General features: G+C 59.2%; 12 protein-coding genes. 5 read left to right on the top strand and 7 right to left on the bottom strand.

The window, feature by feature from the left end; translation table 11 throughout:
* Nucleotides 1-8 precede the first annotated feature (8 nt).
* Nucleotides 9-5,003, top strand: a complete 4,995-nt coding sequence (locus NZK35_RS23075) for a vWA domain-containing protein (RefSeq protein WP_259634885.1) — start codon at nucleotides 9-11, stop codon at nucleotides 5,001-5,003.
* Nucleotides 5,004-5,389: 386 nt separating this feature from the next.
* Here NZK35_RS23075 and NZK35_RS34755 read toward each other — a convergent pair whose 3' ends face one another.
* The 4 genes from NZK35_RS34755 to NZK35_RS23055 all read right to left on the bottom strand — a co-directional run bounded on the left by NZK35_RS34755 (nucleotide 5,390) and on the right by NZK35_RS23055 (nucleotide 8,554).
* Complete coding sequence (locus tag NZK35_RS34755; protein ID WP_259634884.1) at nucleotides 5,390-6,469, bottom strand: methyltransferase domain-containing protein; 1,080 nt, start codon at nucleotides 6,467-6,469, stop codon at nucleotides 5,390-5,392.
* Between the two features lie 6 nt (nucleotides 6,470-6,475).
* Nucleotides 6,476-6,862 (bottom strand): PAAR domain-containing protein, encoded by a 387-nt coding sequence (locus tag NZK35_RS23065; RefSeq protein ID WP_259634883.1) that lies wholly within the window; start codon nucleotides 6,860-6,862, stop codon nucleotides 6,476-6,478.
* 92 nt (nucleotides 6,863-6,954) lie between these two features.
* Complete coding sequence (locus tag NZK35_RS23060) at nucleotides 6,955-7,242, bottom strand: peptidylprolyl isomerase (protein WP_259634882.1); 288 nt, start codon at nucleotides 7,240-7,242, stop codon at nucleotides 6,955-6,957.
* 214 nt (nucleotides 7,243-7,456) lie between these two features.
* Nucleotides 7,457-8,554: a hypothetical protein gene (locus NZK35_RS23055; protein WP_259634881.1), complete on the bottom strand. Its 1,098-nt coding sequence runs from the start codon at nucleotides 8,552-8,554 to the stop codon at nucleotides 7,457-7,459.
* Nucleotides 8,555-8,696: 142 nt separating this feature from the next.
* Between NZK35_RS23055 and NZK35_RS23050 the strand changes: the two genes are divergently transcribed.
* The 4 genes from NZK35_RS23050 (at nucleotide 8,697) to NZK35_RS23035 (ending at nucleotide 12,132) form a co-directional block, all read left to right on the top strand.
* Entirely contained in the window at nucleotides 8,697-8,888 is a 192-nt protein-coding gene (locus NZK35_RS23050; RefSeq protein ID WP_259634880.1) for a hypothetical protein, read from the top strand.
* A gap of 183 nt (nucleotides 8,889-9,071) precedes the next feature.
* Nucleotides 9,072-10,607, top strand: coding sequence for a type VI secretion system contractile sheath domain-containing protein (locus tag NZK35_RS23045; RefSeq protein WP_259634879.1), 1,536 nt, complete (start codon nucleotides 9,072-9,074; stop codon nucleotides 10,605-10,607).
* 36 nt (nucleotides 10,608-10,643) lie between these two features.
* Entirely contained in the window at nucleotides 10,644-11,246 is a 603-nt protein-coding gene (locus NZK35_RS23040; RefSeq protein WP_259634878.1) for a methyltransferase domain-containing protein, read from the top strand.
* A 295-nt stretch (nucleotides 11,247-11,541) separates the two neighbouring features.
* Entirely contained in the window at nucleotides 11,542-12,132 is a 591-nt protein-coding gene (locus tag NZK35_RS23035) for a hypothetical protein (protein WP_259634877.1), read from the top strand.
* A gap of 470 nt (nucleotides 12,133-12,602) precedes the next feature.
* Here the strand turns inward: NZK35_RS23035 and NZK35_RS23030 are convergent, their stop codons facing one another.
* The 3 genes from NZK35_RS23030 to NZK35_RS23020 all read right to left on the bottom strand — a co-directional run bounded on the left by NZK35_RS23030 (nucleotide 12,603) and on the right by NZK35_RS23020 (nucleotide 14,433).
* Complete coding sequence (locus NZK35_RS23030) at nucleotides 12,603-13,178, bottom strand: hypothetical protein (protein WP_259634876.1); 576 nt, start codon at nucleotides 13,176-13,178, stop codon at nucleotides 12,603-12,605.
* Nucleotides 13,179-13,326: 148 nt separating this feature from the next.
* Nucleotides 13,327-13,752, bottom strand: coding sequence for a hypothetical protein (locus tag NZK35_RS23025; RefSeq protein ID WP_259634875.1), 426 nt, complete (start codon nucleotides 13,750-13,752; stop codon nucleotides 13,327-13,329).
* Between the two features lie 54 nt (nucleotides 13,753-13,806).
* Entirely contained in the window at nucleotides 13,807-14,433 is a 627-nt protein-coding gene (locus tag NZK35_RS23020; RefSeq protein ID WP_259634874.1) for a hypothetical protein, read from the bottom strand.
* Between the last annotated feature and the right edge of the window lie 10 nt (nucleotides 14,434-14,443).

The following is a 14,443-nucleotide window of genomic DNA, read 5'->3' as shown; positions in this document are numbered from 1 at the left end:
ACGAATCCATGTCGACATCACCGATCCAGCCCGCCGGCAACACCAAGAAATCGACACGCAGCATTTGGCAGGGTGACCGATCCAGCGGCGTCGATGTGTTCGGCTTTCTGTGGCGTCGGTCGCGGCAATTTCTCTGGGGTGCGTTGTTGCTGGCCGCGCTGCTGTTGTTCGTCTGGCTGATCTGGCTGTTGTTGCTTTCGCCCAAACGGACGCCGATGGTCGTCTTGTCGGCCGCGCCGTACAGCTGGCCGTTGCCGCCCAACGCGTGGGCCAAGGAAGATTTTGAGAAGCTGGCCGCGATGGACGGTGAAACCATCACCCTGCGCGGCAGCGATGATCCGGTTTTTAAAGCGACGGATTTCTACCAGCGGCTGGAACGCGAAATCAAACGGGCTGAGGGCCAAAGCCACCGGGTGCCATTGATCGTGTGGGTCAGTTTGCACGGCGTCGCCGAAAGCAGCGGTGGTGCGATTCATTTGATTCCCCCCAAAGCCGCGATGACCGATCCCAAATCCTGGATCGATCTGGACGCGCTGCTCGATCGTTTTGAGCAGCTTGGTGCCAAACGCAAGGCGTTGCTGATTCTCGACTGCAATCGGATGCAGGTGAATTGGAACATCGGGTTGGCTGCCAATCAATTTGCCGACAAGGTGCAGGCCACCTTTCGTGATCGAGTGGCCGCGAAAAAAACGACGGTCGATCTGGCCGTTTTGCTGTCCGCTGGACCGGAGCAGACGTCGCATGTTTCGGCCGACCTGGCCGGATCGGTGTTTGGCCACTACCTGCAACACGGCTTGGCAGGCGCCGCCGATCAGATGGCCAACCGCGGCAATGGTGACGGCTGGGTGGACTTGAAAGAGCTGGATCGTTACGTCCGGTCACATGTGCAATGGTGGGTCCGGCAAAGCCGCGGCGCAATACAACACCCCATCCTGATGACGACGACTTCGAAATCGGACTTTCGACTCGCGCGGAGTTTGAACCCGGAGCTGTTAAAACAACTGACCAGTCGCCCAGTGACACGTCGCCCCGGTCCGACGATTTCGGATCCTCAGCTCGACGCCCTGTGGCGATCGCTGGACCAGATTCGCGAAGCACAGCTTTATCGTCATGAACCGATCGCGTTTCGTGATTTGGAGCACGACCTACTGTGGCTGGAACAACTCTCCGGCGCGGGCAAGGGGTACCAAACACTTGCCAAACGAACCTTCAATCGGGTGGTCGGCGACATCACGGCGGCCGAACATCGGATGGCACAGCTGCCACAGAACCCGACCTACGCAGCAGCCTATTCGTTGTTGTCCGGCGATCCACCGCCGCTGCCGCGTTCACTGAGCGTCCACTCGCTGTCGCTGGCCGAATTCTTCGGCACCCAGGATGTGATCTCCAGCACGCAACTGCGAGATCGATGGAAAGAACTGTCCGACCAGCCCGACGCCGGACTGCTCGCCAAGGTGCATGACGCGTTTCAAACGCAGGCGACGTCGAACTATCGCGACGCGCACTTCATCCGAATGCTTGATCGCTACCAGACGCCACGCCTTTGGCAGCAGCCGGAGTTACTCGGCAAGCTGCTGACACTGCAGGGGTCCATCGAAGATCTTTCGGTCCCGCGTGATACCACCGGGATCCCTTCGGACCTTCGCGTTCATCGCTGGAAGCGTGTCTTGCTGGGTCCGATCGATGCCGCGCGTCGGCGTGCCGAAGACAGCGTGTTTCTGCGTTTGCAGAACGGACTGGAAGACAGCGTCCGAGAAACGGAGTCGAAATACGCAGCGTCACTCGAAGCGGCCAACCGGGCTGCGGCGACGATGCAGATTTGCGATCAATCGATGGCCGTCACGCCGTACTACGCACAATGGATTGCCCATCCCAACCGCGCGATGGCATCCAAAGAGACCCAAGAGGCGATTGACAATCTGGTTCTGCCGTTGATCGTCAACACCCAACAACTGGCGGCCCAACTTGACACGGTCCCCCATGCCGCGGCGGATCAACAGGCGGTGATCGAGTCCATCCGTGCAGCCCACGCCTTTGCGGATAAATCTATCCAGCCGGTGATGGGGTCGCTGGCAGAATCGCTGACCCTGCGGACACGTCAGCTGGTCCGCCAAAGTCTGACGAATGAGTTGACGACGATCGGTGAAATCGAAGCCGTCTTGTCGGTGCCGCTGGTCGACTGGGAATCCAGACGTCAACTGCGAACAGCACGGAACGAAATGATCGCTCGCGTTCAGCAGACGCTGGACGCGCCGAGTGCGGAAGACACTGAATCAGCCGATGAACCGGCCCCCGCTTATTCGGCTCGCATCGCCGGTTGGAACCAACATCCGCTCGACCTGCTGCTCGGTGGTGAACGGACCAGATCGGATGGTGGCAACAAGAATCGAATCGCCAACTTTGTCGACTCGGTCGGCCGCGAGATGAAGCGATTTGAAACGGAGTCGACGCTGGAGGGAGAGCACCAGATCTGCGGCGGCGCAGCGCGTCGGATGCGTGCCGCGGCGGCGATTTGGTTTCCCCGACCCGAATCCGACCCGATCGCAAAGCTGCGCACCGTCGGCATCAAGTCACTGTTGGTGTGGCATGCCGATCGAGCGATCGGCGATTTTTGGGGACCGGCCGGACGCGAACGGCCGTTCTTTGACCTTGCCGCGAGCGACTACCTGGAATCGGCTGCCGAATTGGATCGTTTGTGGAAGGATTCCGCCGGCGGTGGCGATCGGCTGGTCGAGATCGAAGCTGCGAAAACGCGGATCGAAGCGAGTCGTCAGTTCCTGCCGAATTGGTTGGCGACATCCGCCCCGCGAACGATTCAACTGAATCCCGTGGATGCGGTGCGTTCATCGTTTGTCGTCAGTTCGGAACCAGGCGATGCGGCGGCCGATCGATTCACGCCGCCCTCGGGAACCGCGACCGTTGCGGTAAGGACTGAAACGCGACGCCTCGACTTTCAAACGATCGAGCCTTCTGACGCTTTCGTCCTGTCCTCGGCGAACGCACGCTATGAAGTCGTGATGCCGTCCGAAGTCGCAACATCAGATATGGCATTGAAAGCACAAACGGTTTTCCGCGGCCACGAGTACGGCGGCACGCTGGACGTCGAACAACTCGGCGGGCTGAAAATTGATCTTCAGCCGTATCACTATCAGAAAAGCGAAGTGACACTGAACGGTCCCTGGGACGAATTGTCCGTCGTGTTTGTGCTGGACTGTTCGGCCAGCATGAGCGAACCACTCGACGGTGAAAGCGAGGAGGCGGAAGGCGAGGGCGGTGCATCGCGGATGGAAGTCGCCAAGGCGGCGTTGCAAGAAATGCTGTTCGATCTGGGGCTGCGTCGCAACGTCCGTGTCGGCGTGCAGGCGTTCGGTCACCGTTTGGGATGGAGTGTTGATGAGCCGATCAAGCTGCTGACCCGGCCCGATTTCACCGGCCCGATCGACCCGACGTTGACGCCCGAACGGGACGTCGAATCCATTCTGACGCTCAGCGAGTTTGATCTGGCGACGGCTCAGTCCCTGGTCCCCGAGATCAGCGACTTGAAACCGTGGGGACAATCGCCACTGTACCTGTCCGTGATGCGGTCGATTCAAGAGTTTTCCGCCGCGGATGCGAAGGCCGATCGCCACGTCATTGCGATCACCGACGGGGCCAATTATCAGTACATTCCGTCTTCGGTGACCAACGTTTCGGCGACCAGTGACGACGATGTTCGCGAGGCGTGGACGCACAGCCAAGTCCCCGTCCACATCCTCGGCTTGGGAATGGATCGGACGCAGCAACGAGACGCCGTGCAAGCGTTCGAAAACTTGAGTCGCGAGACCGGTGGGCGTTTCCAGGCACTGGGCAGTTCCACGGATTTGAAACAAGCCGTCCGCAATCTGCTGGCCCCCGGCATGTATCGGCTGCGATCGTATCAGAACGCCGAACGCCCGGAGATGCCAACGACGCTGGCCACACCGACACAAGTGATCCCGGCCCCGGCAGCTCCCGAGTTGTTTGCACTGCAATACGAAGGCCGGCAATGGGTCGATACCGCCGCGGCCGACGCGGATCGGTCGCCGCTGGCGGTCGAACCGGTGGTCTTGGAAGGCGGCGAAGCCTATCAGTTGTACGTCAATGAGGCGGGCACGGAGATCTACGACTATGCCTACGACGACAACGTCGAAGCGATGGCAGATTTGGTAACCACCGAAGGGATCGCGACCGAGCAAGTGGTGCGTGTGCATCGAGCAATCCGTCGGGCGCCGGGGCAAATCGACTTTCCCGTGTCGTGGCAGCAGAGGGATTCAGCCGGCACGACGGATCAACCGCTTTGGCGGGCGACGCGACGCCCGTCGGATGTTTGGATTCAGGTTCAACCGGTGGGGGTCGATGGCAGCGCGATCGGCCAAGCGTACGCGTTCTTTGACGCAACGTTCCAGCCCGGGGAACCGGTCCCGGTGATGAATCTTGTGGCAAACGATTGGCCAGCGACCGCCGCTCGCGCGCGGTTGCGAATCTGGTCGCGGCCGGCGGAAGAGGCAACGACGATCGAATTGCTTCCGCCCGCAGTCGCGACCGGAGGCAACTTGAATGATCCGGGACGCGGACTCAGCCGATTGAACACGACGATCACCGTCGATGAAACGTCCAACGAACCGGTCGAAGTCACCCCCGGAATCCAGGTGCGCATCGATCCGTTGGGAACCCAGTTTGTCGACGGCGTGGCCCGTCGCAGATACGTCGTTGATTTTTTCGATCCGGACGTGCCGGTCACATCGATCAAAATCAGTCTTCGAGAATCGATCGACGAAAAACCGGTTCGAATTGTGCGACAGTTCGACCCCGAACGCCGGATGTCGGTGCATACGTTTTATTATCGTTCGAGACGCAACGAGCCGATCCGTCAAGTCCGCGTGACGAACCGCGACCAGGAAATCGACGGCGCCTGGAAACTGGATCGTGATTATGTCGAGGTCGCAATTCCCAACGCAGGCGGCTTGTTGCCGGTCGGGCGGTAGGGCATGGTCCATGAATCAATAGTGGGGTAAGCATCTTGCTTGCCTTCTGGGGACGTCGATTTTATTACTGCAAGATTCATTGCTCCCTTCTCCCCCACAAATCGTATCAAGCTTGCTTGACGATTTGTGGGGGAGAAGGGCTGGGGATGAGGGGGTTGGTGATCGGTTTTGCAGCCCACATCGATCGTCGCGGAAGTGCTAAGCCTTGCGCAACACCGGCCCTCTCTGGCGTTTGCTTGCTGCGCAAACGCCGTCTCTCCCAGAGGGAGAGAATCTAAATCGGTTGCCAAATCCTGCAGTAAAAGAATCGACGTCCCGCGAAGGCCGGGTAATCGCAAGCTGGAAGCTTACGCCACGCGTCGCAAGCTGGAAGCGTACGCCACTTTTTAGCGACACTTTTGGGCGACGACGAGATGGCTGTCGTAGGACACCACGCTGCGGTCGTGCATGCGGACGTGCCAGGGGCAATTGTCTTCTACCACCAGACGCAACGTGGTTAACGATTGCGGGTGATCAGGGCTGAGCAACTGTCGCAAGATGGGTTCGCTGGCACCCGCGCCGGGGCCGCGTTGGGAATGCCCACCGAGCCAGCCTTCCATCGACGTGGCCGAGGAAGACCAATCGTAGGGACAGGCCAGGACCGCCGAGCCATCGGGCTTCAAAACCGATCCGAGCGAGGCGAGAAACTCGAGCGGCGAGTGGACACAATCGAGCAGGTTCATGCTGAAAGCGGCGTCGACCGAATGTTCGACAAACGGCAACGCGGTTGCGTCGCAGGCCCAGAAGTCAACCTGATGAGTGTTCGGAAAGGTCACCGGAAATTCACGACGATCATAGACAACCCCGACGCGACGTCTGGGATAACGCACCACACCGTCACGCAACGCCCCGGCGGCGATGCGCAACATCGGAAAATTCAAATCGATGCCGAGGATCGGGCGATCCAGTTTTTCGGCCAACGCGAACGTGCCTCGTCCGACGGAACATCCGACATCCAAAACGTTGTCAAGATTCGCCGATTGCAACTCGGACAATTCCAAGCCGCGCCGGAGGACACTCAGCATCGAACCCGGTTTCGGATCGACCGGCGGCTCCTCCGGATCGAGATCACCGTAATGATCCCAGGTGTAACAACTGGTGTGCTGGCGGATCGCGTCCAGCGTCGACCCGTGCCCACAGCAATCGCCTAACACGCTTTCGATGGTTTCACTCAGATCGGCCCGTTGGCAGACCTGGAACACATTCTCCGAGAGATAACTGCGGATGTCTCGGATGATCAACGGCACTCCATCGATGATGGGGTATTCGCGTTGGCACTGGATGTTGCTGCAATGCAACAAGCCTTCGACGATGTGGTCGTCGACTTCTTTGAGGACCGTCGCCAGTTCGAGGAAATGAATCTGGTCGGTCGCGGCGCGACAAACCGGGCAGACCGGTTGAAAGGTTTCGAGGTGCCGGCGTCGCACGAGACGTCAGCCCCCGATGATGACAGTCGGGCAGCCCGGCGGTAGGACTTTGCCGACCGGGCTGGGGATCGGAGCGACACAACTGGCGTGGGCGGTCAAGTCGTTTACCCTGGCGGCAGGCAGGCCGCCGATCATCACCTTCCCTGATCCCTTGGCGATCATGCCGGGGCCGGCGGGAACACAACTTGGTAACATGCAAGGCAGCGTCGTGTCGGTCACGCGTGCGGCGGGCATTTTCCCGATCAGCACGTTGGCTTGGCCCTTGATAATCGCCAACGGAAGTGGCGGATGGGCCACAGGCGTCGGGACCGGCGCCGGCGGATGAATCGGTGCATGGCAATGCGGAGCGTCTTGTTTGACAAGATCGGTCATGCGAGCAGCGGGAGGAGCCATGGAATCAAACTTGTGGCAGTGCCGAATAAACGAAAGACGCGGAAGTGCAGTTTAGCTTGGGAAGGAAGATTGTGCCATCGCATTCGAAGGCGCTACTCATAGTCAGTCCGCGCGAGAACTTCGACGATGTGGTAACCGTTGGCGGTGGCGACGGGTCCATAAACGTCGCCGATGTCACCTTGCAGAAACACCGGTTCCAGTTCGGGAGCCATGTGCCCGGGACCGAACTCGCCCAGCGAGCCGCCTTGGCGGGCGGTCGGACATTCCGAATAGGCGCGAGCGAGTTCTTCAAAATTCGCCCCCTGTTGCCATTTCACCATCACCTCGTTGGCCAGCTCGGGGCTGGAGACCTGGATGTGGCGGGCTTTGATGCGTAGCACGTTGCGAGACTCCGTGGTGGGTGAAAGTGAATCGGTGGATTTTGGACTGACCGGCCGGAAGCCTATCCCCCAAGGCCATCTACTTTGGCTCTGGAGGTTTTAGCGTAACAGCGTGAAAGACCGGAGGGCTCGCGGGCTACCGCTAACGAAAGACACCCCGCTCGGCGTCAAAGTAGGTTGCATGGGCCTATCCGCTTGGTTTGCATCACCGTCGTCAACGTCCGGCGACGCAAAAGATATTGGGACAGGGAGCACCGGAGACCATCGGCGTTTCCATCGCGGCTTCGAAGGAAGCGGCCATGGAGGCCGCGATCGACATGTCGCCCATGCTGGGCAATCCGCCCGGCTCCATCGCAGCCAACGCGGGTGCCGCGGGCATCGGTGCTTCGGCGGCGGCCGCCATCGCGGCAGCCAATTCGGCGGCGGCGGCCCCTTCGGCACCGCCGGTTAACTCGGCGGCCATTTCGCCGGAGGCCGCGACGGCGGCTTCCATGTTGGCCGCCATCTCTGCGGCGCCGGCTTCCATCGCCGGCAGGGCCATTTCCATGGACATTCCGCCCATCTCGGCGCTGACGAGTCCGAAGTCGGAGAGCCCGGCGCTGACTTCGCCCATCTCACCGGCCGACATCGCCAACGGAGGCACTTCGAGACTGCCAGCCATTTCCAGCGCCGCGGCAAATTCGCCGGGGGCGGCGGGGTCGAATCCCAACGCGACCGCTGCGTTGAGTGCCCGGGCGGCCAACGCGAGTTCCATCGCAAAGGAACCTCCGGCAGAAGCGGAAAGTCCGAGGGTGCCGGAGATCGCCAGCGAAGCCTCTAGCGCCGCCGCCAAGCTGGCTTCGAGAGCCGCCGCGGCACCGGGAGCGGCCATGTCGATTCCCAGGGAGGATTCAATCGCGGCGTTGATCCCCAGTGCCATCGGCAGTCCGCCCAGCGGCTCCATCGCGGCACCGAGCGCCCCGCCCAGTTCACCCAATGCCGGCGCGGCGATGTTCAAGGCACCCGCGGCGAGAGACAGTTCCATCGCGGCGCCCGGTGCGGTCATGTCTATCCCCAACGCGGCACCGACTTGCGCCATCGCTTCCATCGCCAGAACCGCTTCCATCGAAAACGCGGGCAGCTCGACACTGAGCATCGCCTCGAGGGCTCCGGAGGCGGCCAGTCCCGCCGTCGCGTTGACCGCTGCGGCGACTCCCGCCGCGGCTGCCAGCCCGGCCGCACCGGCGGGCAGCGGCGGCACCTCGATCGCGGCCGGCGGGATCTCGATGCCGGCGGCCATTTCGGCGACTTTCGGCATGCAAATACAAAACATGAATCACACCTTCACAAAGACACGTTTGACTTCGACCCCGGCGATCTTGTCGCTCCAAGTCGCGACAACGCTTCGCAATGCTGGTAGATTATGGACGAGAAACCGTCGCGCAGGGCCATGATGTGAATGTCGGAGAGATCTTTTGTCCGAAGAGAGTCAGCTTTTCCATGTCGCCGGAGAATCGGGAAAATTTGAGGTGCTGGATCCGACCGGCCGGTCCATCTTGACCTGCCGCGATGCCGGCAGTGCCAATCACTATGCCGTCCTGCTGAATCAAGCGTACAAACATGGATACAAAGACGGCTATCGCGCCGCAAAGTCGACGGACGATTAACCGGTCACCACCATGAACTGCATGCAAGCGGTTCGCTGATGTCCTGCCTTGCGGCGCTTCGTTGTGCCGAGAAATCGGCTAAAGCCTAGACACCAACAATTCCTGACCGCATACCCGGTTTTTGATCGACGAAACCGTTCCGAAACCTCCCCGTCCACCGTTGCCTGAATCGGAGTCCCTACGTTGTCCAACTCATTCGAATCCAGCTTTCAATTCGGCAATGTCGGTTCGGCACGCCCGCTCGATCCACAGCAGCCGATGAGGATCGTGGTGATGGGCAACTTTTCCGGCCGCGCAGGCGTCTCCGGATCACTGGCGGAGAAGAAGTTTCAACGCGTCGACATCGACAACTTCGAAGACGTGCTGGAAAAAATCGCTCCGACCGCAGCGGTCCGGTTGAGCGACCATCGCGACGGCGTGATCGAGATCGGCATCAGCGCGCTGGATGACTTCCATCCCGATTCGCTGTATCGAAACGTGCCGATTTTTCACGAGTTGCGACAGTTGCGAAAGCGGCTGACGGATCCCAAATCGTTCTCCGATGCCGTCGCCGACTTGAGCCAGGCGTTGTCGATTCAAACGGAAGACAAACCAACCGACGCGGATCAGGACGCGTCGGCGGCAGCGGACGCGCCAACCAAGTCCGCTGACGAAACCGATTCGGACACGTTGGAGCGTGTGTTGGGTCAATCGGCCAAGAGCGTGGACACGACGGGGCCACGGTCACCACAGCTGGACATCCAAGGCTTGATCAACCAGATCGTCGCGCCCTACATCGAACCCAAGCCGGACCCGCGGCAGGACGAGTACATCGCCCACGCCGACGCGGCGATCGCCGGACAGATGCGGACGATCCTGCATGACCGATCGTTCCAGGCCTTGGAAGCCGCTTGGCTGGGATTGAATTTTCTCGTCTCGCAAGTGACACAGTCCGAAGAGGTCCAGGTCTTCCTCTGGGATGTCACCAAACCGGAGCTGTTGGAAGCGGGCGAATCGTCGTCGGAACAGTTGGAAGATTCGTTGCTGTTCCGACGTCTGGTCACCGACCGAGAACAAGTCCCCTTTTCGCTGTTAGTCTGCAACGAAACCTTCAGCCATGAATTGAACGATCTGATCTTGCTGACCCGACTGGGAGCGATCGGGGCAAACTCGGGAGGCCCCGTGCTGGCGGCCGCATCGCCACAGCTGGTCGGTTGCCAGGCGTGGACCGATGAAATCCCCAAACCCGCTGCGGAGCCGAGTCGACAAGAAGCGGATTGGGAAAGCATTCGCAAGAGCGCGGCGGCGCCTTGGATCGGGTTGTCCGGCCCGCGGTTTTTGTTGCGATTGCCCTACGGTGCATCGACCAGTTCAGTCGACGCGTTTGATTTCGAGGAGATCAACGACCCGATCACTGATCACGAGTCCTTGTTGTGGGGAACACCGTCGTTGTTTGTCGCAACGTTGTTGGCCACATCGTTCCTGGAATCCGGATGGGAGATGACTCCGGGGGATTTGCAGGAGATCGGTGATTTGCCCGCATTGACGTACAAGGACGAAGACGGCGAAGTGCACTTGAAGGCTTGTGCGGAAGTGTTTCTTTCCGAGCGCGTGGCCGAACAGGTGTTGGACCAGGGGGTGATGCCGCTGATGAGTTTCAAGAACCGCAACGCCGCGCGAGTCCTGCGAGTGCAATCGGTCTCGTCCCCGCCGTCGGCGCTCGCCGGTCCTTGGTCGTAGCATCACGACGTAAAGCAGGAACCTCGTTCGCCACCGATGGACTTAATCGACGTTGACATTCCGGTGTGCTGGGACACGCCGCCGCCTGAAATTCTCCGCACGATTGAGATCGCCGAGCGTCTGCACGGGCAAATGAAATCGGACGAGGATCAAAAGCGGATTCCGTTGTTGGTCAACAGCAACTACTACATCGCCTACCACGCGCTCAAGCACGTCCGCGACGCGGGTCTCGGCAGTGGTCTCGGCAGTGGACGCGGCGGTGACCTATCGTTTTGCGAATGGGGCAGCGGTCTGGGAGTGGTGACCTGCATCGCATCACAGCTGGGATACCAGGCCAGCGGAATTGAGATCGAGCCGTCGCTTTGCCGATTCGCCAGAACCCTCGCAAACGAAGCGAACGTCACGGCGAAATTCATCCAATCCAGTTATCGCGAGCTGCCCGAACGATGCGATGAAGAGACATTGCACCAGCCCTATCCGATCGGTCCGCGAACCAGTGACGTGGTCTACGCCTATCCCTGGCCGGCGGAAGAGGCTTACATCTTAACACTTTTTGCGCGATCGCCGGCGTCGAAGTCGTTGCTGGTCACCTATCACGGCGGTACGATTTTAAGAGTCCGCGAGAGAGTTCTCCAATAACGGTGCGGAGGAGAGAGATGTGAAAATCGCTTGTGCCCTTCCGGCACGAATTGCTCGCTGGTTCAGGCAGCCCCAGAACCTGATGCCCGCAGCGGCGCTGATGCCCTCAACGCGGCGTCAATTTCTGCCGATACGAGTGGAAGGAATTCCAAGGCTTACGTCTTGAAAGCAGCGATCTTCGCAATAAGCTACTCTATGGCTGCGACAGCGCCCCCGCAGCAGATCAAAATGCGTGTGGTGCGAAACTCGCGTTCACCGAAAATGGGATTGAACCTAACAACACCTGAGAAATCATATGGCAACCAGTCGCACGCTGTTCATACCGTGGGATCGAGCGCAATCGGGGACCTTCGCATCGGAACACTCTGATGCAGACCATTCGGACAAAGGCAGCGCACACCGAAAACGCAAAGTAACGGTGATCTGTCGTGATACACCCGGCAAGCCACTTGCAAAGATTGGTGCAGGAATCGGCACTCGTATCCATGTGGTCGGGCACGGTGCAATCGGGGATCCAGAACTGGGTGCTGACCACGGGACGGGTGCAGCGGACGTCGGCATCGAGGAACTGGTCGACATGATGTTCGAAAAGGGTCTCAAAAAATACTATCTCGGCACGGTGGCCTGCGACGTCTGCTACAGTGCCATCGGGTCGCCATCGTACGCCAAGATGCTTGCCCGAGAGTTGTACAAGCGTGGGCTGAAGGCAAGTTGTGTGCTCGGCTACAAGGGTCCGCTGATCTCGACGTATCATCCGGCCTCGCAGCAAATGCTCGGCGGCTCCAAGTACACTCACCGCATGGTGTACGAAATGGACGAAAACGACAATCGCGTTGCGGTGCACAAGTCGAGCAAGATGCAAGAGCGGTTCTTCGGATTCAACTGAGCCGCCGATGCTGCACCAGCGATGCGGCAGAGGCAGAAGCTTGGCATCGATCCCGAATCGTTCATTGATTTGGCCGGCCGTTCCGACGGGCAAATTCGACGTCGGTTCGGACCTCCCCTCCGGAATCGCAAAACGTGTGGGCGTCGACACTGATTGCCCATGGCTGACAAGGGTGGAGACAAAATGATTGATATGCAACCTACGACACGTTCTTCGCAGACGGCAGCGATAGGGGTGGCAAACACAGTCACCGCATGATTGAACTTACGGACGGAAGAGAAGTCAAATCCAGCACAGCGCAGACACGGTTCTTCGGCTGGAAGTGAAGGCGACGTTCCGTCTTCACTGCAGCGTTTGTGACCTTACACCACCAGGACGCAGGCCGAGCGAAACGCTGCATTTGCAAACGCTGGGTCTGCCAACTCATGGACAGGCGGCGGTGCTCAGACTGCCCGCCCGGTGATACCGGCTCACGTCCATCCAAAGAATCGTTCTTGCATCTTGCTCGACTTGACGGTGTCAATGACATTGCCATGTTCGTCTTCGACATCGACGACGCGGTGATTGTATTTATGACCACCAAGTTCATCAGTGTATTCGGCCCCCATGCTTCCTTTGTATCCCAAGACGCAACTGGCCTTTAGCCCACGCTGATAGAGTTCGCGTGCAAGTAGCTTTGCAAACGGCGGATCGCCCAACGCGCTGTAGCACACGTCACATGCGATCGTACCGATGTAGCGTTTCTTCAGCCCCTTTGCGAACATGGCATCCACGACTTCAGAGTAGCTCTTGTCGCCACCACCGGTGCCATGGTCGGCGCCAATGTCGGGATCACCGATCGCGCCGTGCCCCGCAATATGAATCCGGGTCCCGAATCCACATCCGACATCCGCCAATGGCTGGCCGGGGCTGTCCAAATACACAATTGTCCACTTTCGCTTGTGATGAGTCAGTGCACGGTTTGCGTGACTATCTTCATACTCTGTCTTAAAGTTTCCGGCTTGGTTTTCGTTCCAGGGAATAAACGCGACGCGATTCTGTGCCATTAAAATTCTCCAGGGTTTGGTGTTGTGAGGGTGACAATGCTGTCGGGAGTCCTTCGGGTTCTCACCCATCACAACGGGCGGGTAAAAACCCAGGCATGGCGTGCGCCGACGGATTGCGCTGCAATGGCATCAACGTCAACCACGACGATCAAAATTTCTGCAGTGCCTCGGGGTCGCCCTGCCAGACCATGTAGTCGCTGATCATGTACATGAAACCCGCCGCGCCTTTTTTGATCCGCACCAGGTTGTAGCGGATCGGTACACCGTGAACGAGCACGCCGGTTCCGGGCGACGCGATCCCCGTGACCTTCGGAATCGCGTCGGCCTCGATGCGGCGAATCGCATCGTCCATGATCGCTTTCTCGACCGATTTGTCTGGACCGCTAAAACGCGGATTCGTTGCGGGTCCCGTCGCATGGTCGCGATAGGCATGGCCTCTACTGATTTGAAAGGTATAGCCCCGGTAGATCACCTGACGGCGTTCCTCGGCATCGCCTTTTGAAACCTTGACGGATTTGTCGGCCAACAATGTTTCAGACAACTTCAATGCAATCACTTCTTCTAAATCAGGCATCACTGTCTCCGCTTAAAGGGTCATCTCATTTTTGCTCATGGGTTACATTCACTCTCAACCGGTAGGCGAAATCAATGCACAGGGCGTCCAAGCGGGAAGTTTGACCTTCGCGCCGGCTAACGCGATGTCGTTAAAGATTTCGCCCCAGCTGTGAATTTTTCCGTTTGCGGCTTGGTAGAGATAGTGACACAGCCCGCCGTACATTTTCATCTCGGGAATGCCGACGCCGATGATTAACTCTTTCGCGGCACCAACGCTGCTCGCCGGCATCATGCCTTTTCCTGACTGCCAGAGGACGGAGGGATTCCTAAATCCGCAACGACGCTTGAGATAGTCCACGACCGAATCGGGCGGCATCGCGATCGAAAAATCCCCCATGACAGCACTCGAAGACGCTGCGACCTTGGCTTGACGCAAGTAGTCAACCACTGAAAACCCTTCGTAGCCTTTGAAGGTGCGTGTGAAGGCACCAATTTCCGCGATCAACTTTGGATGCCCCTGCGCAAACACTTCGGCGAGATAGCCCCCGATTTCGCCCGCCATTTTGGATTTGTCCGTCGCCAGTGACGACAGCGCCGAGTGTTTGACCGATGGGCTGTGCGAGTGCAATGCGTAAAGAGAACTGGTGACACCACAAATGCCCCAGCCAACATTCAGAATCCCCATGTCTTCGAGACTCATCACCCACTCC

The organism is Stieleria sedimenti (assembly GCF_025060895.1).
In the GTDB taxonomy this organism is placed as follows: domain Bacteria; phylum Planctomycetota; class Planctomycetia; order Pirellulales; family Pirellulaceae; genus Stieleria; species Stieleria sedimenti.
The sequence above is the reverse complement of the archived record's forward strand: the minus strand, read 5'-3'. Positions and strand labels throughout refer to the sequence as shown.